This window comes from Paenibacillus brevis (assembly GCF_018919145.1).
GTDB lineage: Bacteria > Bacillota > Bacilli > Paenibacillales > Paenibacillaceae > Fontibacillus > Fontibacillus brevis.
This window is the reverse complement of record NZ_JAHLQJ010000017.1, coordinates 92,112-115,342: the sequence shown is the minus strand read 5'-3', so window position 1 is coordinate 115,342 and position 23,231 is coordinate 92,112. Positions and strand designations below refer to the sequence as shown.

Here is a 23,231-nt window from a genome sequence, read left to right as displayed (position 1 = left end):
GCGGGCTATCTTTCGATAACCTGCTCTTTTTCTTGATTTTTTGAACCAGCACCCTAACTTAATGACATTGGACGCAGGGGGCCTCCTTTGTTAACTCGGATTAGCAGCTCATTCTGCAGCAGTTGCCACAGAGGCAGGTTCTTGATCTGCCAGCTTGCCCCAGCGTCCTCCTCCTGGCAAAGGGCAAGCCCGTTCCTTCAACCAGGCGACCACTGGGATGATGCAGCCGCAAGCCGTGCAGGTTACACCGTCAGACAGCTTGGGACAAGTGCTGCACAGATGCAGCCTTTCCTGATACTGCTGCATGTCGACTCTTCGCTCCAGAGCAAATGCCGAGGTCTGCAAAATGCGCTGCATTTGCGTCTCTGTTACCTTGTAATTGTCCCGGCAGGCTTTGCATGTATTGTCCGCCATGAGACTTCTTACGCCTTCGGCGCCAGCTTCAGCGTCGTAACCGACATAGCAGGCAGTGTAGCATGGAGCTTGCCGCCTTCCAGACTACAAGCCTCAAATGTCTTCGGTGCGACGTTGTTTGGTTGATCAAAGGTATTATGAGCATCCACTCGGTCTCCGGCCAGTGTAATTCCTTCTACTTGCCACTGCGCTGCAGCCAATCCTCGGAGATTAATCGCCACATCCGCTTCAGCATGATGCTGCAAGTTGCACAGGCTGATATGAATGCAGCCCTCTGCATCTCGCGAAGCGGTTCCCGTTACAGCTGGAATTTCGCTGTCATCCAGCTTATAGCTGCCAGCATCCATAGCAAGCTCCAGCAACTCGGCATCCTGGTGAACCTTGTACATATCAAATACATGATAAGTCGGGGTAAGAATCATCTTCTCGCCTTCCGTCAAGATAACAGCTTGCAGAACATTGACGGTCTGGGCAATATTCGCCATGCGCACGCGCCGATTATGCTTATGGAAGATATTAAAGTTCAGCCCGGCTACCAGGGCATCGCGAATACTATTCTGCTGATACAGAAATCCGGGATTGGTTCCGGGCTCTACATTGTACCAGGTTCCCCATTCATCAACGATCAGGCCTACACGTCCCTCAGGGTCATATTGATCCATAATCGCCGAATGACGGGTAATCAGTTCATCCATCCGTAAGGTTTTCTTCAGCGTCGTATGCCATGCTTTTTCATCAAACCCTGTTGCTTCGCCCTTGTCTGCCCAGCTATCATTCGGAAGGGTGTAATAATGAAGCGTGATGGAATCCATGAATCTTCCTGCTTCACGCATGACGACCTCCATCCAATGGTAATCATCCACATTCGGGCCACAGGCGATGCGGTGGATCTTGTTGTCTCCGTAATTGCGCACATAGGTCTGGTAGCGGCGATAGAGATCGGCATAATATTCAGGGCGCATATTCCCCCCACAGCCCCAATTCTCGTTCCCCACGCCAAAATAGGTTACCCTCCAAGGAGCCTCCTGACCGTTGGCCGCTCGAAGCTCTGCCATTGGGGATACTCCGTCAAAGGTTAAGTATTCAACCCACTCGGACATTTCTTGAACGGTTCCACTGCCCACATTCCCGTTAATATAAGGCTCACAGCCTAATTGCTTGCACAGCTCCATGAACTCATGCGTACCAAAATGATTATTCTCAACCACCCCGCCCCAGTGCGTGTTCACCATGCGTTTCCGCTCTTCTTTCGGGCCGATGCCATCCTTCCAGTGATACTCGTCCGCAAAGCATCCTCCCGGCCAACGCAGTACAGGAATCTGGATCTGTTTGAGCGCTTTCACAACATCGTTGCGAATCCCCTTTGTATTAGGAATGGGCGAATCCTCGCCAACCCAGATGCCTTCATAAATACATCTCCCCAAATGCTCGGAAAAGTGACCATAAATATGACGATGAATCGTTCCTTTTCCAAGATCGGTGTTCAGTATCCCTTGCAAACTCATCCCGAATCACTCCTTAATTAATAAAAATATTAATCAATATGTCACTTCAATAATATTATAGTTACCTTTTCTCTTTTCAGTCAATTCATTTTTTTGTTCAAATCCTTATTCTTGTCAAAATCACAAACTATAGATAATATATTTATTAATCATGCGAAAAGGACGGAAGAAGATGAATCTTGATTTAAGCGAACAATCACTTCCGGTTTATGAGGCGCTGGCAAGCTCTGTCCGGCTGCAAGTGCTGCGCCTTCTGGCCGATCGTTCCATGAATGTGAAGGAACTGGCTGCTTCCATCGGCTTATCGAGCGCTATTATGACCATGCATGTCCGTAAGCTGGACGAAGCCGGGTTGATCACAACCCAGATGCTCCCGGGGAAAAGCGGTCTGCAAAAAGTGTGCTCTCTTGCCGTTACCGAAGCTCAGATTCAGTTTCCCGGGATTGACGACGCGCCGGAGCGCCATTGTCACCGGGTAGAAATTCCGGTAGGCCACTATTCCGATTTTTACATCGAGCCTACTTGCGGACTGGCTACGACGGAGAAGTTTATCGGCGGCTTTGATGATCCCCGCTACTTTTGGGAGCCTGAGCGGATTAATGCTGCGATCCTTTGGTTTGGACACGGCTTTATCGAATATAAAGCCCCCAATTATTTGTTATCCACTCAAGCTCCCACCGAGCTTGTATTCACCTTCGAGATTGCATCTGAAGCTCCGGGCATTAGCGAAAATTATCCGTCGGATATTTCCTTCGCCTTCAACGGGGTTCCCCTCGGTATATGGACGAGTCCAGGCGATTACGGTGAGCAGCGCGGAAAGTATACGCCGGATTGGTGGCCTAGCGCTATTAACCAGTACGGATTATTGAAGCAGCTGCGAATTAATCATGAAGGAACCTTTATGGACGGGATCAAGCTGTCGGACATCACGCTTGATCAGGTTGACATTCGAAGGAAACAATGGACATTCCGCTTTGCCGTTGACAAGGATGCGGTGCACATGGGCGGACTCACTTTATTCGGTAAGGGATTCGGTAATTACAACGAGCATTTGATTCTGGAGCTGTTCTATCAAGAAGCACCCTCCTCTAGCAGTTGAACTAACGGTTGTATGCTGGGGCAACGTGCGAATAGAACTAGAATATCCCAAAGGAGTAGTTTTAGATGAAGGCGCTATTACTGAAGGGCAAGGGGCTGGCCGATGGAATGAAGGTCGGAGCGATCTCCTTCGCCCATCCCCTGTCCTTTCACCAAGTTGCGCTTGGAAGCGTGCATCAGTCGAACAATCCCACTTAGCAGCGTGAACACCCCCTGGATTTGAAATCCCAGGGGGTGTTCCATGCTTTCTCAAGGGGCGTACTTATAGTTGAACTATATAGACTGCGTAGAAAGGGCATAAGAGCAAAGTGTTAAAAGCTTTCTGGAAGAAAGCTGCTTCGGAAGCATAAAGCGGAAGCATTCGCCTTTGTGAGTCGATTTCTACCTCCTATTATCTTGGTTCAATTAGAGAAATCCGCGAACAAGAGCGATCGTAAGCACACTTCACACGTTGCCCTCAAAACGTAAAATTCAATAGTTCAACTCTTTAGATGATATTCATTCAATTGAGCGCAGGATAGCTTAAGGTTTATTTGCTTGAAGCAGCGCAGCCAGAAGCTTGGCACTTTCTGCTCGGGTCGCTTGGTCCTGAGGCGCAAACAACAGATTGCCCCGGCCCTGCATTAACCCAAGCTCCACCGCTTGATTCACATACGTCTTCGCCCAGTCTGAAATCTTTGCACTGTCACCAAATTCTGCATTCTTGGCTTGCTCTGCAGATTTGCCATTCACGTATTGATATGCACGGACGATCATTACTGCTATTTCCTCACGGCTGATTGCCGCATTCGGATCGAACGCAGAGGCATTGCGCCCCGATACAATCCCCGCTTGCGCTACGGCAGCTACAGGGCCGGCATACCATTTGGAGCTGTCTACATCGGCAAAGCTCGAAGAAGCAGCCTCCGTATTCAGATCCAACGCCCGGGCGATCATCACCGCGAATTCCGCACGGCTTACGTCTTGCTGCGGCGCAAATGAAACTGCGCCCACGCCTTCGATGATGTGTTTTGCCGCCATTTGCTTAATCACATCCGAAGCCCAGAAGGAAGATGGTACATCATGATAGATTTTGTCATATTCCAGCACGGCGTATTTACTGAAGTGATAAACCTCGGCCGTCATGCTGCTGCCTTGCTTGCTTCCTCCTGCATATTCCAGTTGCCCACTGTCTGCCACATGGTATACCCCCCGCAATTCAGGCTTTGTCGTACCGGTTGCAACCAAGCTTAAAGTTACCGGTTTGTTAAAGGAGGATAAGACCACAGCGGATCCATTCTTAGGCACAATCTTTAGGTTGAAATCCAGAACATCGCCTGCTGCTGTCAGGCGAACCGCTTGGAGCATGGCTTCCGCTGCCTTAAGCAACGAGGCTGCATTCTCGGCAGAAAGTCTGTCGATACTGAAAATGATTTCAGCCGTACTCCATTGGTCCGCTGGAAGCTGCTGCTTTAACTGTTCCAATACGTCTGCCGGAATCTGTACCTTGACTTCTCCATTTACAAATTCAAGGCTTTGCCCTTGCAGTAAATCAGCTGCATTAGCAGGCAGGGCAACCTCGCGGACTCCATTTTCCATACTAATCACAACTTTTCCCGTGCCGTCATTCGCCTTTAGAGTGCTTTCGCTAATCTGAATGCGACTATTTGAGTGATTTGCATTGCCGGAGCTTCCCGCACTTCCCGTGCTGCCGGTATTGCCATTGTTGCCCTGATTTCCGCCTCCTCCATCAACCGTTCCGCCCGTAGTTGTCACCGTTAAGGTGAGCGTAGAGGTTGCTTTGCCGATTGCTTCGCTGTTCCCTGTAAAGACGGTATCCCAGATTGCTCTGTCCGGAGCAACCGAGACAGTAATCGTATTGACACCTTTCTTCAAGTTAATTTCTTTCGAGAAGCTCATGTCATCGGCAATGCTCACCGCTTGCGCGTTGATCTTCAGATCGCCGCCTTTGATAGCATTTCCTCTGATGGTCACTGTATCTGTGGTTAGAGATGCGCCATCCATTGGTGAAGTAACCACAACCGGCTGATCGATCCAGCGGAGGATGGAGTCCTCAATCACCATTTTGTTTCCGCCCTGGTTAGTGATCAAGACATTAAGATCGGTACCTTCAGCTCCGTAGCCGTAGTAACTGACATCATGATCGATCGCAGAATCATACGGAGTGTGATCTGCCAGACCCTCCTCGTTCCAGGTTTTGTTCTTCGTATACTTGTAGGTAATCGAAGTTCCGTCCTGAATGAAGGTAGTGTATTCCCAATCCGCCGAAGTGGCCCCGTTACGGCTCATTTCCCATGCATTCACATCCCAGTTATTCTGCGAGCCCGGAATCGTGATCGGTGTGCTCAATGGCGTATAATCCGGCGCATGGACTTTAAAGGTCACTTCTACCATCACAAGATCAGGAGTTACCGCCACAATATTCGAATCCACAGAATTGCCTTTTCTGTCGTAAGCCCGAACGAAATAAGTGTAGGTGGTTCCGTTCTCCACATCATAATCCCGATAGGTGTGAAGAGCAGCGCCCTTCACCACTGCGATGGGCTCACCATTACGGAAAATCCGGTATAAGAACACCGAGTCATATGCGGCTTCATCTGCTCCCTGTTCGCCGCCAAAGGCTGCCAGCTCTGCTTCTACAGTTGGCGCAGCCTCGTGAATTGCATCCATCAGATCGGTGCCCTCTGCATTCTCGGTGGTTGCATCAAATACAGAAGACAGTTGGAGCGTTGATTTCGGCTGAGGATACACAACCTCGGTAACTGACCAAGCGAGATTGACCTGTCCTGATTCCTGCAAAGGCTGATCCAGCGTAATGTCTACAACTGGCGGTATCTTGTCGGACGGATCTTGGGCGATCGTCACCGTTTCAATATTTGTATACATCCAATTTCTTCCGGCATCCGTTGAAAAAGCCACCCGATACTGGTATTCACCCGCTTCATAAGCGGTGAAGGTCCCTTTGAATACATTATTTGTGCCATATCCTCCGCCCTGGCCTGCATAACTGGCCGGAAGCGGCTCCCAATCCATCCCGCCGGGCACGATGATTTGCAGTTTCGCCTGAAGACCTTCTGCTAGGAACTTATCAGTAGCATCCTTAATCCACACCTCGGCAGTGACGCTTTGGTCATATTCCAGGTCCACATATACGGAGCTGGTTACTGTCGCAGGACTAATGTAATAGTCTCCGGAATTCCAGGAATAGTGCGGAACCAGTGCACTGCTCTCCGTCACCGGAGATTCATTCCCGTTTCCATCCACAGCTGTAACCATGAAGTAATACTTCTTCCCATTGGTGAGACCGCTTATAGAAGCGCTGGTACCTGTAATGATCTCTTCCGAAAGGATCCGTTCATGCAAGCTGCCGCGAATGGTGGAAACATATACATGATATTCCTGGGCATCTCCGCTTGGACTCCACTGAAGAGTTACCGAGCTAACGCCTTCTGCTCCAGTCAGATTGCTTACAGGTGCCGGCAAAGCAAGCGATTGTCCGGCATCCGCAGTCAGCATGCGTCCATCCATCGCGGGAATGGTCAAGGTAAGAGCGCCATTGGCCGTTGTCACCTTGTAGTTGCTATTCAGCTGGTCGGTCAGATGAATCCCGTTTTTCAATTGTCCTTGCAGGTCCAGTTCTACCGTCTGATTTTGGCTGCCTCGGTTAATCGCCACGATCGCGTATTGATTATCCAGCTTGCGTCCGTATACATAGACATCTCCGCTAGCATACAGGGTCTCCAACTCCCCGTAAGCGAACAATTGCTTATTGTCTGTACGAATTTTGCCGATCTTCTGGTAATGCTCGATCAGATCCGTATCCTCATTTCCCCAAGGATATACGCGGCGGCTGTCCGGATCACTTGAGCCCGTTACACCGGCCTCGTCCCCGTAATAAGTTGTCGGCGCCCCCGGGTACCCCATCTGGAAGATGGAAGCCAATTTCAAGCGGCTCTTGCCGAGCTCGTAGTTATAATTTTTATCAAATTCCGCCCGTTCAAAGCTGTCGGTACCGCCCCCGAGAACAAATACGGCCCTTGCGGTATCGTGTGAGCCCATCAGGTTCATCAAGGCATAAAATGCTTCCTTCGGATAATCCTCTTTTACAGCCATCAGTGTACTATCCGCCGATTCGGCATTTCCGTTCTTCAGGAAATTGATCAGGGCTCCGCGGAAGCGGTAGTTCATGACCGAATCGTATTGATCACCGAGAAAATATTTGGAGGCATCGTCCCAGATTTCTCCGAGGATCAATGGGTCCTTGCCACCGTTCAGCTTCTTATCCTTGATTTCCGTCCGGAATTCCTGCCAGAATGCAGGATCAACCTCGTTGGCTACATCGAGCCTCCAGCCGGAAGCACCGAGTGTAAGCCAGATTTTTGCCGCAGAGTCATCATCCCGGAAAATGTAATCCGCAAATTGCTCATTATTCAGCTCACTGTCATAATTGACCGCAGTCCCCGGCACCGATTTAATCTCAGGCAAGCTGTCAAATCCCCACCAGGATTGGTATTCGTACCGTTCATTAGCCGTTCCTGCGTCCACCTTGTTGTTCTTGATATTAAACCAGTTCTCAAAGCCATACGGACTAAAAGTCTGTCCTTCCTCCGTAAGGCTTTTGGCCGCTTGTTCCTTCGCCTCAGTCTCGGTCATTCCCTGATCATTCATCAGGTCATAAATAAGCGACCAATATTCGTATGCCCCGATGGTCGGATATTTGCCGTAACGGTCAAAATAGATGGAATCATCGCCGGTATGGTTAAATACGCCGTCCATAATCAAGTGCATGCCGCGCTTTTGCAGCTCGGCAGTAAACACCTCGAACTCCTCAGCGGTTCCGAACATCGGATCCAGTGACTTCCAATCCGCTGCATCGTACTTATGATTGGAGGAAGCCTCTGCTATAGGGTTAAGGTACAACGTATTGACACCCAGAGATTCGAGATAATCCAGCTTGGCGTGGATGCCCGCAATATCCCCTCCGAAGAAGTCGTTATTGTATTCTCCGTCTCCCTGATAGCCCGGTTCGTTTTTCATATCCGGATTATCCGGCAGCTCGCTCCAGTCCATATGCTCAATCGGCATAGGCCCCCTTGAGCCATGTTCATCCTTGACATGATCATTATCCTGATTTCCGTTAAAGAAGCGGTCCGGGAAAATCTGATACACGACAGCTTCCTTCATCCAATCCGGCGTTTTAAAGGCCGGGTCATATACCGTCAACTGGAAATATCCCGCATTGCTTGCAACCGCGCTCCCGGCTCCGCCTTCAGCGGCATCTTCGCCGTATTCGATTTGAGCGTCCCCGTCACCGGCAAGGAATTTATAGCCATATACACCTACAGCTGAGGGAGTAACGGATGCTTCCCAAATTTCAACTTCCTCGTTATTGATCATTGCCGTGCCTGCGCTGCTCATATTGTATAGCTTGCTTGAACCGCTCGTGTAATTCTTCAGAAGCACTCTCGCCCGAGTCAAGTCGCCGGACTTTGACTGCAAACGAAGTGTGACCTCTTCCCCGGCTGAAACAGCTCCGAATGGAGCGCGATATAGCTTATCCCAAGTGTGATGATACAGCTTGGCTGCGTTAACCGCGCCATCTGAACCGCCCGGGCTGTAGTCCGTGTAGATCGCGTGCGTTGCGTCATTTATATAAGTAAATGTGATCTTGGTATCCTCAAGCACATTCAAGCTGATATTGCCGCCATCCTTGACGCCGTCTGCACCATAATTGACATCCCAGGAAGGCCCTAGCGCTATCTTGTATTCATAGCTGCCCTTCGGCACATTCAAGGTAACGGTATAGACCTTGTTATCGAATTCAGCATCTCGCAAGAGGGCCTGGGCTCCGGCGGGATCCCAATCAGCGGAGTCTCCGATTTTAGACTGGATGGAGCCTACCAGACGCGGAAGCTGGTCCTTACTCAAAGGCGTATAGTGCGTCGTATCCGCAATGGCATGTGTATTATGGTTGTAGTAGAAGGTCACCTCCCGCTCAGCAGCCAAGGACAGCTTGATGTTATCTCCGCCCTTGTTCGCCCCGTAGCTTACATCCCAGGAGTTATTCAAAGCTACCTTGTACTCGTAATTACCTGCCGGCAGAGTCCCGGTAAAATGATAAAACCCGTTGCCATCGTAAATCATCCTGGCCGTATTATCTCCAGGCGACCAATCGGTGCCGTTCAATTCACTTTGCAAATCACCAACCAAGACAACAACCGCCGGTTCCGGATCGCCGCTGGCGGCACTTGCCGGAGAAAATGTAAACGCTTGCGAAAATAAACTGATAAACATGGCACACACCAGAGTCATGATAAATGTGCGCTTAGATAGAGAACGTCTGCTCACCGTTGTTTCTCCCTTCGTTTCAAAGTCTCAAAGTCCGACCCTCACCAACAATTCATGCACCCTTCCGCTTCTGGCGATCTCCCCTCCTTCCGGCATACAGAGCTACAAGAAACCGTACTAAACATCCAATAATGCCTTCACTTTTTATGCAAACGATTGCGCAAACTCGACAAAAATGACGTCTGCCGCGAAAGTTCCATTATAGTAATGACCTTACGTAAACAGCAGCATGTCACAATATGCCGAAAAATCAGCCTTCTCAAGCTCCAAGGCATATTTGATTCGTATGTAGAACACTAGGTGTAATTCAAAATAACCCTTCTTCTTCAAGAAAACGTTTGCGCAAATAGCAAAACGGAAGGACTTAATTGTATTTTACTAGAAAGCGCTTTTATTGCAAGAAAAATATAGATTTACATCATTTTTCTATAGCTGCTTGGCGTCATACCTGTCAGCTTTTTGAACACCTCGTTAAAGTGCTTTATGTCCTTATAGCCCACTTTTTGTGCGATCGCAATGATCTTCTCGTCTGTATGCTGAAGCAGATGGCAGGCCTCTTCGATTCGAAGGCCCTGAACGTATTCCGAAATGGTCGTACCGGTATAATCCTTAAAAAGCTTGCAGAAGTAGGTCGGACTCAGGAACGATTGGGAAGCCAGCTCGTTCAGCTTGGCCCCGAGAGCATAGTTCGCCCTGAGATATTGCTTGGATTGTTCGATTAGCTTGGCATGATGCGTCATCGCAGCGCCTCCGGCCTTGCCCGATTTCTTAAGCGCTCGGAAGATGTGAATAAGAAGCTCGATAAGATAAGCTCTGAGAAGTTCGACATATCCCTCTTCCTGCCCAGTAAACTCCTCCAGCATCTTCCGGTAGATCGCTTCAATCGCCGAATTTCCGCCGCCCAGTATTTTCACATCGTCGATATGGTCTGCTTCTATAGTGAAGATGGATCGAAAGGATAAATAGTGAATTACGTCGCTGAAGTCCATGTAATCAATCAGATTTACATCTATAAAATCAGGCTTAAATACACAGTTGTACACCTCCAGAGGGGCTGCGGAGGGCGAATCGAACGACCTGAATTCGTGAGGCACATCGTAGTTGATCAGGAACAAGTCGCCTTTGCCAACCTCATAGGTTTTATCTCCCAGAATATGAACCCCCGTTCCGGAAGCGACATAAGAAATTTCGATAAAGTCATGCACATGCAGATGCGGCTTAGGGCTCTCCGAAATGTAATTCAGAAAGATGGAATGCCCGTGCCGGAAAAATTGTTCTCCGGTATCCCGGTAAATTGAAGCATGATTCATAAAATTCACCCCCTACAATTATAATACAGCCCCATGAATTCATGGAAACCGAAGGATACAATTGGAGTGTACAAATTCCTGTTATCTTGAAGAGGAGGGAATGGATTGATTATTCAGGAGATGAAATGCAACAGGATCGAGAATCCGCTGGGTTACGAATTAAGCAAGCCCCGGATGAGCTGGATTGTTGAGCCTGGAGCCGAGGGTGCGACAATCCAGCAAGCTTGCCGGGTTGAAGTGGCCCTGGATGAGGCGTTCTTGAATATTTTGCATGACAGCGGAAAAAGAGAGGATATCAACAGCATCTGCTATTCTCCGGAACTGGACCTGGAACCCCGCACCCGCTATTACTGGAGGGTCCATGTCTGGACAGACCGCGGTGAAGCGGCCAGCCCTGTGGCCTGGTTTGAAACCGCCAAACTGGATGAGGCTTGGACGGGGAGATGGATTACGCCCGATTGGCAGGAGCAATCTGTTCATCCGCTCCTGAGAAGAGGCTTCAGCATTCATAAGGACATCGCTCGGGCAAGGCTATATATTTGCGGGTTGGGGCTGTATGAGGCGGAGATTAGCGGACAGCGGGTCGGGGACGAATACTTCACGCCTTACTGCAACAGCTACAACAACTGGATTCAATACCAGACCTTTGATGTTACCGACCACATCCGCCAAGGGGAAAATGTTATCGGCGCCATGCTGGGCAACGGCTGGTATAAAGGCAGGTTTGGATTTAACGGCATAACGGACGGCTATTACGGAAAACATTTTGCCTTGTTATGCGAGCTCGTCATCACCTATACGGATGGCAGCGAGGACACGATCTGCTCGGATAAGAGCTGGAGATGCGCGCCGTCGCAAATATTGGACAGCAATCTTTATGATGGGGAGGTTCAAGACGCTGGCAAATATATCGAGGAATGGTCTTCTCCCTCCTTCCATCACGCCGGTTGGGATGGAGTCCGCTGCCTCGACATCGATTTCAATCTGCTGGAGGCCCGCAGAAGCCTGCCGGTAAGGATCAAGGAAGAACTGAAGCCCATAAAGGTGATTCATACGCCAAGAGGCGAAACCGTTCTCGATCTGGGGCAAAATATGGTGGGGTGGGTCCGCTTTAAAAATAAGGCTCCAAAAGGAAGCGTCATACAGCTTCAATATGGCGAGGAAATGCAGGAGGGCTGTTTTTACAGGGACAATCTCCGGTCCGCCAAAGCGGAATTCACCTATATCTCGAATGGACGGCCCGATGAGGTGCAGCCTTACTTCACCTTCTACGGCTTCCGGTATGTGAAGGTAGAGGGGTGGCCCGGGCAAGTGACGACGGAGGACTTTACCGGATGTGTCGTCTATTCCGACCTGGAACCGACGGGAGCTCTTGAATCCTCTAACCCGATGGTGAACCGGCTCATTCTGAATGCCCTATGGGGGCAAAAGGGGAATTTCCTGGACGTGCCTACCGACTGTCCGCAGCGGGATGAGCGGATGGGCTGGACGGGAGATGCCCAAATGTTCTCCGGCACCGCCTGCTTCAATATGGATTGCAATGCCTTCTTTCATAAGTATCTGTATGACCTGGCCCAAGAGCAGGCTACAATGGGCGGGATTGTTCCGCTTACCGTTCCCAGCTTCGGCATGAACGAACAGGATTCGCACACCGGTTCCAGTGCATGGTCCGAAGCCGCGACCGTTATTCCTTGGAACCTTTATCTCCACTATGGAGACACGGCCATATTAGAGCAACAGCTAAGCAGCATGAAGGGCTATGTTGACTGGATAAGAAAGCAGGATAACGGAAGCAGGCTGTGGAATACCGGTGTTCACTACGGGGATTGGCTTGCCTTGGACGGGGAGGGGGAATTCAACCCGTTCGGGGGAACACCAACCGATCTGATTGCCACCGCTTATTATGCCTACTCCTCGGAGCTTGTCGCCAAAGCAGCCAAGGCATTAGGCAAGGACAGCATGGCAGCAGATTATTTCAAGCTGTCGGCTGAGGTAAAAGCAGCCTTCTGCCAAGAATTCGTCACCCCGAGAGGACGACTGGCGGCGGATACCCAAACCGCTTACATTCTTGCCCTTTTCATGGATTTGGTTCCGGAATCGTTCCGGGCGCGAATCATCGAAGACTTGCGCCGAAATCTGGAGGAGAACAAGTTCTATTTACAGACCGGATTTGTAGGGACGCCTTATATCTGCAGAGTTTTATCCGAAAACGGGCACAACGATCTGGCATACAGATTATTGCTTAACGAGGAATATCCGAGCTGGCTCTATGAGGTCAAGATGGGAGCAACGACGATTTGGGAGCGGTGGAATTCGCTGCTTCCCGACGGGAAATTCGGCGAGCTCGGCATGAACTCGTTGAACCATTATACGTATGGTTCCATCGTGGAATGGATGTACCGCAATATGTGCGGAATCCAGCCGCTGGAGGACGCCCCCGGCTTCAGAAGAATTCGGCTTGCCCCTCAGCCAAATCCCCTTCTGAAGCATGTTAAGGCATCCCTGAGGACAGCTTCGGGACTCTACGAGAGCGCTTGGAGCTATGAAGAGGACGGTCTCCATTACCGGTTCCGCATTCCTTTCCATGCCGAGGCCGACCTCGTACTTCTGGATGCGGATAGCAAGGACATCATGGTAAACGGAATATCGCTCGAGACAGGCAGTCTATCTTACAAGGAAGAAGACCGGACAGTGAACATGGTACTCAAGACCGGTCAGTACGAAATTATCCATGCTATCCAGCAGTGAGCTTCATGAAGAAATCAATCAGCAAAACGGCCAAAGAATTCTCCTTGGCCGTTTTTACTGTTATGTGCGATTATTTCCCCGCAACCAGCTTGCCCTCTTCCAAAAACAATACCCGGTCACACAGCGGCAACACTCGCTCATCATGCGTTACAATCACTGCGCTTTTCGCTTGTCCCCTTACTTGCTGCGCAATCAGGTTGACCACATCCAGTCCGCGGGCCGCATCCAGACTGGCGGTTGGCTCATCCGCAAACAGGACTGCCGGATCATTCATCAGCGCTCTCGCGATAGCGACCCGTTGCCGTTCCCCGCCCGAAAGCTTGTCCGGATACGCCTGTAGCCGATGGGACAGGTCCATCTTGCGGAGCAATTCAGCTGAACGCTTTGCGGATTGAGCCTTCACCTGACCTGCCAGGTTGGCAACAAGCTGCAACTGCTCTTGTACTTTCAAATACGGGATCAGATTTGCACTTTGAAAGATAAATCCGATTTTCCGCAAACGCAGCTCTGACAACTCCAGTTTGCTTCTATTAAGAATAGATGTGCCCTCAAGCCGAACATCGCCGCCCGTCGGTGCCAACAATGCGCCTGCAATGGACAGAAAGGTACTCTTTCCTGATCCGGACGGGCCCATCACGGCGATTATTTCTCCTTCGGATACCTCCAGATTCAGGTTGTCCAATATCTTTCTTTCGCTCCCTCCATCTTCAAAGGTTTGCGTAATTTGTTGCAATTCAAGCAGATGTCTCATGCCGCAGTCCTCCCAATCGCATCCAGCGCATCTATTTTAGTTACCTTCCATACGGAAAATAAGGAGCCGCCAAGTGACATAACGATAAAGGAGACACTGGTAATCACCATGGTTAGCCAGCCCAATTGAAATGGCATGGAGTCAGGCAAGACTGCCTTGAATAGTTGAACGATCAGAATACTTAGAGCCAGACTGCCGACCGACAGAACCAGAACCTGAAGCGCTACGCTTTTTGCCAGATAGGAAGTTCGAGTGCCAATAGCCTTTAAAATACCAAACTGGCTTGTCTTCTGGATGGTAATAACGTAGAAGAAAACGGCCAGGACAAATGCAGAAATGGCAAACAGGAATCCAATCATCATCAGCAGTGAACCCTGTTCTTCCTTGTAACCCGGAATGGCTGAGATAGCCTCCGACTTGGTAATTATCTCCGTTCCCGGCAAGACCTCCTGCAAATGGGTCAACTGATCCGCCGAATCCTTTACGGCAATCGCATTGTACCGGGTGTTACTTGCAGCCTCATCAGCACCTGGATGACCTGGGGACTGCATTTGAAGATCAATCCAGTCTTGCTCACTGAGAAATACCGCAGGGGTATGGCTAAAGGATTCATTGGCTACAAATCCATTGACCGTCCACTCCGCTCCTGAAGCTTGATCTACAAGCACCGTACCGATATCTATCCCATCCTCAGCCATCGATTGATCGACAAGAACATAACGTTTCGATAAATCAGAGAACTTGGTACCGGATGTCAGCTCAGGCATCAACCAGCCTTCCGGCCGAACAGCAAGCAGCGTAATATCCAGCTTCACCGTCTCCCCCTCAGGAATGACAGTCGTCATGCTGACTCCGAGCGGCTCCACATTCTGATCGCCTACAACCGCCGCTGCCGCATCAAGCTGCTCCTCGTCGATCTGTGACCGGGTAAATCGGTGATTCGAGTTATCTTCCATTACAAAATGAGTAGCCGCCATATTTTTTACAGAAGCAGCATTATCATAAGCAAGCCCTTGAGCAAGGCCTGTGACGAATAATACGAGAAACGCAACAAGCACCATTATTATAGCAATCAGGATATATCTTGCCTTGGCAAATCTCATCTCTCTAAGCGCTAAAAACATATGCTTCCCTCCTTTGGTATGAGCAAATTATAGGAAGCGAAAATAAACAGCAAATAAACAACAGGTTACAGCCGCGGTAAAGACACCGTAAAGAGGGTCCCCTCCGATGAACTGGTCACCTCAATTTGACCGTCATGGATCTGGATGATTTTTTTCACGATGGAAAGACCTAGCCCTGTCCGGCCAGTATGCTTCCGTGCAGGATCCGCCCGATAGAAACGATCAAATATAAAAGGCAGATGCTCGTCTTCAATCCCATCTCCGGTATCACGGATGTGGATCAAATGATGAGCAGCAGTCTGCTCGGCGCGGATCTCAATCGATCTTCCGTTCGGAATATGATTTACCGCGTTGCCAAGCAAATTCATCCATACCTGCATGAGCAGCACTTCATCGCCGTGAAGCTGGATCGTGTCGGGCACAGAGATTTTGAGCGACAGCTCCTTTTCCTCCAACTGCCATTGCAGCAATTTGGCTGCCTGCCGAATTTGGCCAAGCAGAGAGAAGGTTGTTCGGGTAATAGCCTCCTGACCGGATTCCAGGGAGGAGAGCAGGAGCAGTTGTCTGCTAAGCAAAGAGAGATGCTGGCTTTCTTCTTCAATAATCGTCGAATAATGCTGCCGGTCTGACGGGGAAAGACTGTCGTCGGCGAGCACCTTGGCAAAGCCTTGAATCGAAGTGAGCGGGGATTGGATTTCATGGGATACATTAGATACAAACTGCTGGCGCGATAAATCCACCCGCTCCAGCTCCCGGCTCATCGTCATGAAATGTCCGGCTAATTGCCCGACTTCATCACGTCTTGTGCCCGGCAAGCGAAGATTGTAGTTGCCTGCGGCTATTTGCTTGGTCGCTTCCGTCAATTGAGTGATCGGTTTTACCAGGTATCTGGTACTGAAAATGAATAGAGCGATACTGATAACCACCGTAAGCAAGCCGATCAGAGCGAAGAAAATGCGCAATTCGCCGAACTGCAAGATCACGTCCGGGCGCATGAACAGAGCATATATTTGCTGATCCAGATGAACGGTAACCCCAACCGTATTGCTTAACCGGTTATCGAAAAAGCCCGTAATAAATAGCTTATTGGGAAATTGGGCTACGCCATGGTAGACCTCTCCGTTCAGCACTTGATCAATAGCCTGTCTGCTCAAATCCTGCTTTCGAAATTCGCTGCCGAAAAAGCGGTCCTCACCTTGGGCATTCGTCAGATAGATTTCATACCCAAGCGCGGCAGCATTATGAAGATAGTCCTCCATTCGCTCAGGATCATCCTCTGCATATTCTTTAATTTGCTCCGCAATGGTGACCAGCTTCTGATCATTGAAGGACTTAAGCTGGATATGATAGTACACATTCGAAATGATGAATCCTAGCAAGCTGCTGGCTAGAATAACGGCGACCGTAATGAGAAAAACCCTGGAGTACAACGATCTCATGGTGTCTTCACCTCGATCTTATAACCGATCCCCCGGACCGTCTGAATCGTAAAGTCGCTTGTATAATCCGCAAAACGCTCCCGCAGCCGCTTGATATGAACGACCACGGTATGGTCATCGCCCTCATAATCCTCTCCCCATACTAGACGAATCAGTTCGTCCCTCGAGAACAGACGCCCTGGATATTGGGCAAGCTGGGATAGCAATTCAAATTCCTTCATGGGCATGATGAATACAGACTGTCCGTCGGAAACCTCGAAGTTATTCCGGTCAATCGTAATGCGATTCAATTTAATGATATTATCCGAGGTTCGGTTGTAACGGCGGAATAACGCTTTGACCCTGAACACCAGCTCCTCCGGCTCGAACGGCTTGGTCACGTAGTCATCCGTCCCGCGCATATAACCCCTTTTCTTATCTGCCAGTTGATCCAGCGCAGTAAGCATAATAATCGGAATATTGTAGTCGTTCCTGATATATTCGCATAAATCAAAACCGTCCATCCCGGGCATTAAAATATCTATAATCGCGAGATCCATCGGAGCCTGCCCCATCAACTTAACCGCTTCTTGCCCATCCTGTGCTTCATGCACCTGATAGCCCTCCTTAGTCAGCGCATAACGAAGGAGCTCCCTGATATTCACATTGTCGTCAGCGATCAGCACTTGCTTCATAAGCTTGTCCTCATTCCCTTCATAACCGAAATAACCGTCAATAGTCTTAGTATAATGGGTTTGGAATATGACTGCGAATTGCAGACGCAAGTGGACTGTATTAGGCCGCAAGGTCAAAAAATCATAAGAAAGCTAAAGAAAAATCAAGAACGCGGAATGTTCATCCGAAACTTTTCTTTAGCAAGCACAACTCCTCAAAATATCATAAAACATGATGCCGAAAAACAGTGCCATGGTTATTTTATAATGAATGTGTAGCGCTACAAAAAAACTGCAAGCGTTTTCATTCATTGCGGTGTCATGCATGAATTTATCATTCAATTAACTAGAGAAGGAGATTGCAATGAGACAAAAAAGTCTGATCATTCTTCCCATTGTGATGATAGTTTCATTTGTGTTGTCAAGCATTACTAATGCAGATGTAACTTCCAATTTCACAAACCCGCTGATGGGCGGCGCAGACCCGACCATCGCCAGAGCTGCGGACGGTTATTACTATTCTGCTTCTTCCGGAGATAATAATATCACTTTAAAAAGACATGAAACCATTCTTGGCGTGTCCACCGCGAAAAGCAAGATAGTATGGGAAAAACCGAGCAACTTTGGATACGTGTGGGGTCCCTATATCTATAGATTGGAAGGAAAATGGTATCTTTATTTCACTTCCGGTCCAGAGAATGACTTTGGTTACGGACATCCCAGCTCATACGTGCTAGAGAACGCATCACCCGATCCGTTTGAAGGAACCTGGGAGCTCAAGGGAGAATCCGCCAATGCCGATAGCGACGGACAAATTACGATTAAGAAGGGACTTCTGAATACAGAGGGCTACGGCTTGGCCTGCGGTATCGTATCCATAAAAGGGGAAAGCTACTTCACCTATACCAAATACTACTATTTTCCTGATCCTCATGATCCTGCCAAGACTAAATTTGACGAGAGTCCAACCATCGTTAAAATGAAGAATCCATGGACATTGGAAGGTCAGGAGACTACCGTCGCTATGCCGCAATACGACTGGGAAAAACACGGTGACAGCATCAACGAGGGCGCTGCCGTAGTAGAGAGGAACGGCAAAATCTATTTTGCTTATTCGGTAAGCAGCTTTATGAATGATAACTATGCGGTCGGCGTCTCCGTAGCTGATGCAACAGCAGATGTGATGAATCCCGATTCATGGCGGAAACATCCGGTGCCTGCGTTGAAACGCTCGGATGAGAACAGTTCCTATGGACCGGGATCGCCCCTATTCCTGAAGTCCGAAGACGGTACAGAGGATTGGTTAATGTACCACGGAATCCCGACCCATGGACAGGGCGGCGGAAACAGAGGAATAAGAGCGCAGCGAATACACTGGGATGACAATGACTTCATAAATCTCGGTATCCCCTCTAACCCCGGCACTGTTCTGAACAGGCCTTCCGGAGAAGAAAAAAGTCAAATTTATGAAGCAGAAGATGCAAATCTATCGGGTGTTTCCAGAGTTATTGGGAACAGTAGTTATGCTTCAGGCGCGGTGTATGAGAAATACAGCAATAACAGCGCCGATGACTATATAGAGTTTACCGTTAACGCCAAGGATCATGGCATCTACTCCCTGGACTTCAGATATAAAAATCCGGAAGCCAATGCCGTTACCATGAAATTAGGCGTCAACCAGGAGGCAGCCAGAGACCTTACCTTTGCCCCGAATCCGGGCTTTGATGCAAACTTCGATATTCATACAACTTATAACGTTAGGCTGAACGCCGGAAGCAACGCGATCCGACTCTCCGGTAAGAGCACTTTAGCTCTGGATGCAATGATCATCAAAAAAACTGCGATGTATGAGGCGGAAGATGCCGAATTGTCCGGAAATGCAATGGCAGATTCAAACCATCCGGGCTACAGCGGGACCGGGTTTGTCGGAGGACTGTGGGTTTCCAATTCTGCAGTAAGCTTCAAGGTGAATGCCGCTGCTGCAGGCAGTTATTCGGTTAAGCTGGGCTACAGCTTAGGATTTGATGATGACAGAACGCTGAGTATGTATGTCAACGGGCAAAAAATGAAGCAGGTAGATTTCTTTAGTCTAAAAAGCTGGGATAGTTGGGCCGACCGTTATGACAATGTTTTCCTGAAAGAAGGGGAAAATACGATCACGTACAGGTATGACAACGGCGATACCGGTAATGTCAATCTAGACTATATTGCTGTTACCGAAGCATCTACCTGGCATTATGGTGCAGAAGATGCAACAACTACGGGTTCAAATGATGCTGCAGTGGTATATGCCAAAGACGGCAATATGGGAACCGGTTATGTAACCGGGCTGTCCAGAGCGGACTCATCCGTGACATTTGCTGTGAATGTCGAGAACGAGGCATCTTATGATGTAAAGCTGAGATATGCGAAAGAAGCTGCAGGCAAAACCTTGGGGCTATACTTGAACGGCTCGTATGTTAAAAGTATAACCCTCCCTCCTACCGGCGGACTTACGGTCTGGCAGGAGCAGCTTGAGACTTTAAGCCTCAAAGAGGGAAAGAACATTATCACCTACAAAAATGAAACCGACAATTCAGGCATTATTAATATTGACAGCATTCATCTTAACAAGCGTACTCCCTGGAGGTATCAAGCAGAAGATGCAACCAGATCAGCTGGACTACAGATTGCCAAAGATCATTTATGGTATGAAGGCAACGGATTTGTAGGCGGCTTTGAGCAAACAGGCGATGCGCTCAAGTTCGAAGTGAACGTCCCCAATACGGCTGCCTATACATCAACATTGCGGTATTCCGGTGCACAGAGTTCAAATATAACCATGACGATGTATGTCAACGGGCAGAGAATCAAACAAGTTTCCTTACTTCCGACAGCGGACTGGGATACCTGGAGTAACAGTATGGATCCGGTAAACCTGAATGCGGGAAAAAATGTCATTGAATTCATCCGTGAACAGGGAGATACGGGAAGATTCAATATCGACAGCCTCACCATTGACAAGACCAGCGGCGGGTTTATGAGCTCGATTGCCAAGAAAATCAATCCTGAAAAGATGGTAAAAATCCAGCCGAAGCACAGCGGAAAAGCCTTGGATGTGGATAGAGTGTCAAGTGATCCGTTGGCGGTAATTAACCAGTGGGCCAATGGCGACGGAAATAACCAGCTGTGGAGATTCCTCGATCTTGGTACGGGGTATTACCAGATTCAGTCGGTTCAAAGCGGACATGTCCTCGACATTCTTCCAGGCTCGCCGATACAGCAGCTCTGTCAGAATATCCGAGCTTCCGGTTCTATACCTGATACTCAACAATGGAGGCTGGAAGAAGACGGTAACTACTATAAAATTGTTAACAAAAGCAATAACAGAGTAATCACGATTGAAGGCGCATCCAAGAGTGACGGCGCAACGGTGAGGGTAGCGGATGACCAGGCAAATGATAATCAACGCATGAAAATTGAAATCCGCAACCTCAGTAATAGTGAAATCAGCGCATTGACCGAGCAAAATGAGCGCTATAACATCACTTTTGACGCCAATGGCGGAAGTCCGGCGCAGACGGTTGTTCAGGCTGTCTACGGCGAACGTTTAACTGCTCCGGACGTAACGAAAGAAGGTTATGCGCTGGAGGGCTGGTACAGCGATGCCACAAAAGCGAAATGGGACTTTGCAACCCAGACCGTGTCCAATGTACTGACGCTGACTGCGAAATGGACCCTTGGGCCTCCGGAGGTGCAGATTGTCAGTGAGGGCACACTTCGAGCTGGAGCCGACGGAGTACTCCGTGCAGCCGGCAAGGGGGCCGGGGTATTGACCTATGCCTGGTATGTCGATGAAGGGCAAGGCTACGGCGCACCCATCGAAGTGGGCGATGAACTGAGACTTCCGGGATTAACGGAAGAGATGAGCGGCTACAAGTACAAGGTCGTCGTGACGAATGAAAACGGTTTGACCGGAGAGCAGGAATTTATTCTGCAGGTGCTCCCGGCAGACACGGAATGGATTACACCGGCATTCACGGTAGATTTACCGACGCAGATTGAGACCGTCGAGGGCGAACCTATAACGCTTCTGGTCGAACCCTCAGGAGACGTGGAGTCTATAGAGTGGGAAATGAAGCGCAAGCCGGACGGTGATTGGCTGCCGATCCCGAGTGTTACCGGTGCGGTATACCGCTTCGCACCGGGAGTCGAGGACGACGGGTCGCAATATCGTGTTGTGTTGACCGGTAAAGGAATGACCCCGCCGGAACGCATCACCGGAACGGAGCTGCTGCTCAAAGTATATCCATTGCATGATATTCCAGTGATTGAATCGTTCACGGTCTCCGGTAATCCGGTGAAGGAAGGCGATGCTGTCACCTTTACCACCGTAGCTCATTCGGTATATGGAGAGCTGAGCTACCGTTGGCTGAAGAACGATCTGATGCTGGAAAGCCTCGGCAGCAGCAGCCTGACCCTCGGACGGACTCAGCTCTCCGATGCAGGCTCATACAAGGTGCAGGTCACCAATACCCGGACTATTAACGGCCGATCTTATACGGATACGATCAGCTCGGCAGAGATTAAACTGAACATTTATCGTGATCCGTCAGCGCCGACCAGCCCTCCGGTAACCGGGACGGTTCCTGCACCAACGCCTAAGCCGATACCAACACCACAGTCTTCGGCCGCAGTTATTTCGGCTGAACAACTTAGCAACCCTACGGAGAATGGAAGCGTAACTGTGCAGGTAGGCAAGGCTGCTGTCGTTGAGCTTCCGGTAAATGCCGGAGAACTGCTGGGAAGCCAGAGGCTCCGGCTGCAGGGAGACGGCGGAATAACTCTTGAACTGAAGCCGGAACTCCTGAAGCAGCTGGCCGCATTACTACCTGCAACCGGGCAGGGCGGGCCCAAGATTGTGCTGAAAGCGGAGCTGACAAAGCTGGAGGATGCTGTCCTGAAGACAGAAGCAGGCGTAAATCTCAAGGGCAAGCTGTTGAACTTCGATCTGAGCTTGAACGCAGGTGACGGAACAGCACACCGTCTCCAGAAGGCAACTGCACCGGTAAGCCTAAGCTGGCTGGCCGATGAAGGACTACATCCGCAATTGCTGGGCCTTTATCTGACAGGCAGCGACGGCACGCTCACTTATCTGGGCGGAGCAGCGGAAGCCGGACGAATGAATGCGGTTCTTGACGGCAACGGCACCTACGCGCTGCTGGAGTACACCAAGCAATTTAGCGATGTTCCCGCAACGCACTGGGCTTTTGAAGCTTTGCGTGAATTGTCCGCGAAACACCTGATCAAAGGAGTATCGGAGACCTCCTATCAGCCGGGCCGGAATATCACACGGGCTGAATTCGTACAACTGGCGGCAGGTGCACTGCAATTCAACGGCAGCGGCGCGACCTCCTTCGCCGATGTTCCGGCTGGCGCCTGGTACGGCCAGGCCCTCTCCGGCATGGTGGAAGCCGGTCTGATTATCGGCCGGACTCCGGAATCTTTCCACCCGGGGGCGGAGATCAGCCGCGAGGAGATGACGGTCATTCTGATGCGGGCATACCGGCTGCAGCATGGTGCCGTTCCGGAAGCTGCGGACAGACTATCCATGACGGATGCTGCGGATATTTCGGGCTGGGCTGCGGATCACGTTGCGGCAGCAGCTTCGCTCGGAATTGTGAACGGGCGAGCCGATGGCAGCTTCGCACCCAAAGCTTCCGCTACCCGTGCTGAAGCTGCACAGATGCTGCTGAATTATTTGAGATAAGCCAAGCATTATTGTCGGCTCTGCCAACAGCTATAACTAAGGCGCTCCCCCTGATGTTGTCAGGGGGAGCGCCTCTTGTTAATCATGCAAGT

12 protein-coding genes are annotated in these 23,231 nt (G+C 49.8%); 4 read left to right on the top strand and 8 right to left on the bottom strand.

Annotated elements, in window-relative coordinates:
• Nucleotides 1–108: 108 nt before the first annotated feature.
• Both KQJ23_RS18510 and KQJ23_RS18505 read right to left on the bottom strand, forming a co-directional pair.
• Entirely contained in the window at nucleotides 109–414 is a 306-nt protein-coding gene (locus tag KQJ23_RS18510; RefSeq protein ID WP_216480391.1) for a DUF6171 family protein, read from the bottom strand.
• An 8-nt stretch (nucleotides 415–422) separates the two neighbouring features.
• Nucleotides 423–1,919 (bottom strand): alpha-N-arabinofuranosidase, encoded by a 1,497-nt coding sequence (locus KQJ23_RS18505; protein ID WP_216480390.1) that lies wholly within the window; start codon nucleotides 1,917–1,919, stop codon nucleotides 423–425.
• A 172-nt stretch (nucleotides 1,920–2,091) separates the two neighbouring features.
• Here KQJ23_RS18505 and KQJ23_RS18500 point away from each other — a divergent pair, with 172 nt between their 5' ends.
• Nucleotides 2,092–3,018 carry an ArsR/SmtB family transcription factor gene (locus KQJ23_RS18500; protein ID WP_216480389.1) on the top strand — a complete coding sequence of 309 codons (927 nt, stop codon included), beginning with the start codon at nucleotides 2,092–2,094 and terminating at the stop codon, nucleotides 3,016–3,018.
• A 65-nt stretch (nucleotides 3,019–3,083) separates the two neighbouring features.
• The gene (locus tag KQJ23_RS24015; RefSeq protein ID WP_283571204.1) at nucleotides 3,084–3,215 is read left to right on the top strand and encodes a hypothetical protein; all 132 of its coding nucleotides are present in this window, start codon (nucleotides 3,084–3,086) and stop codon (nucleotides 3,213–3,215) included.
• 324 nt (nucleotides 3,216–3,539) lie between these two features.
• Here KQJ23_RS24015 and KQJ23_RS18495 read toward each other — a convergent pair whose 3' ends face one another.
• Together KQJ23_RS18495 and KQJ23_RS18490 are read right to left on the bottom strand one after the other, a co-directional pair.
• Nucleotides 3,540–9,365: a pullulanase X25 domain-containing protein gene (locus KQJ23_RS18495; RefSeq protein WP_216480388.1), complete on the bottom strand. Its 5,826-nt coding sequence runs from the start codon at nucleotides 9,363–9,365 to the stop codon at nucleotides 3,540–3,542.
• A gap of 413 nt (nucleotides 9,366–9,778) precedes the next feature.
• Entirely contained in the window at nucleotides 9,779–10,675 is an 897-nt protein-coding gene (locus KQJ23_RS18490; RefSeq protein WP_216480387.1) for an AraC family transcriptional regulator, read from the bottom strand.
• Between the two features lie 105 nt (nucleotides 10,676–10,780).
• Between KQJ23_RS18490 and KQJ23_RS18485 the strand changes: the two genes are divergently transcribed.
• The gene (locus tag KQJ23_RS18485; RefSeq protein WP_216480386.1) at nucleotides 10,781–13,423 is read left to right on the top strand and encodes an alpha-L-rhamnosidase; all 2,643 of its coding nucleotides are present in this window, start codon (nucleotides 10,781–10,783) and stop codon (nucleotides 13,421–13,423) included.
• A gap of 70 nt (nucleotides 13,424–13,493) precedes the next feature.
• Here the strand turns inward: KQJ23_RS18485 and KQJ23_RS18480 are convergent, their stop codons facing one another.
• From KQJ23_RS18480 to KQJ23_RS18465, 4 genes are all read right to left on the bottom strand, one after another.
• Nucleotides 13,494–14,174, bottom strand: coding sequence for an ABC transporter ATP-binding protein (locus tag KQJ23_RS18480; protein ID WP_216480385.1), 681 nt, complete (start codon nucleotides 14,172–14,174; stop codon nucleotides 13,494–13,496).
• Nucleotides 14,171–15,298: an ABC transporter permease gene (locus KQJ23_RS18475; protein WP_216480384.1), complete on the bottom strand. Its 1,128-nt coding sequence runs from the start codon at nucleotides 15,296–15,298 to the stop codon at nucleotides 14,171–14,173. The genes KQJ23_RS18480 and KQJ23_RS18475 overlap by 4 nt, the downstream gene beginning before the upstream one ends.
• Before the next feature lie 65 nt (nucleotides 15,299–15,363).
• The gene (locus KQJ23_RS18470; protein WP_216480383.1) at nucleotides 15,364–16,737 is read right to left on the bottom strand and encodes a sensor histidine kinase; all 1,374 of its coding nucleotides are present in this window, start codon (nucleotides 16,735–16,737) and stop codon (nucleotides 15,364–15,366) included.
• Entirely contained in the window at nucleotides 16,734–17,411 is a 678-nt protein-coding gene (locus tag KQJ23_RS18465; RefSeq protein ID WP_216480382.1) for a response regulator transcription factor, read from the bottom strand. The genes KQJ23_RS18470 and KQJ23_RS18465 overlap by 4 nt, the downstream gene beginning before the upstream one ends.
• A gap of 343 nt (nucleotides 17,412–17,754) precedes the next feature.
• Between KQJ23_RS18465 and KQJ23_RS18460 the strand changes: the two genes are divergently transcribed.
• The gene (locus KQJ23_RS18460; protein WP_216480381.1) at nucleotides 17,755–23,139 is read left to right on the top strand and encodes a CBM35 domain-containing protein; all 5,385 of its coding nucleotides are present in this window, start codon (nucleotides 17,755–17,757) and stop codon (nucleotides 23,137–23,139) included.
• The last annotated feature ends 92 nt before the right edge of the window (nucleotides 23,140–23,231 follow it).

Coding starts and splice junctions, on each gene's coding strand:
- KQJ23_RS18510 (WP_216480391.1), bottom strand. CDS start 414: ATGGCGGACAATACATGCAAAGCCTGCCGGGACAATTACAAGGTAACA.
- KQJ23_RS18505 (WP_216480390.1), bottom strand. CDS start 1,919: ATGAGTTTGCAAGGGATACTGAACACCGATCTTGGAAAAGGAACGATT.
- KQJ23_RS18500 (WP_216480389.1), top strand. CDS start 2,092: ATGAATCTTGATTTAAGCGAACAATCACTTCCGGTTTATGAGGCGCTG.
- KQJ23_RS24015 (WP_283571204.1), top strand. CDS start 3,084: ATGAAGGCGCTATTACTGAAGGGCAAGGGGCTGGCCGATGGAATGAAG.
- KQJ23_RS18490 (WP_216480387.1), bottom strand. CDS start 10,675: ATGAATCATGCTTCAATTTACCGGGATACCGGAGAACAATTTTTCCGG.
- KQJ23_RS18480 (WP_216480385.1), bottom strand. CDS start 14,174: ATGAGACATCTGCTTGAATTGCAACAAATTACGCAAACCTTTGAAGAT.
- KQJ23_RS18475 (WP_216480384.1), bottom strand. CDS start 15,298: ATGTTTTTAGCGCTTAGAGAGATGAGATTTGCCAAGGCAAGATATATC.
- KQJ23_RS18470 (WP_216480383.1), bottom strand. CDS start 16,737: ATGAGATCGTTGTACTCCAGGGTTTTTCTCATTACGGTCGCCGTTATT.
- KQJ23_RS18465 (WP_216480382.1), bottom strand. CDS start 17,411: ATGAAGCAAGTGCTGATCGCTGACGACAATGTGAATATCAGGGAGCTC.
- KQJ23_RS18460 (WP_216480381.1), top strand. CDS start 17,755: ATGAGACAAAAAAGTCTGATCATTCTTCCCATTGTGATGATAGTTTCA.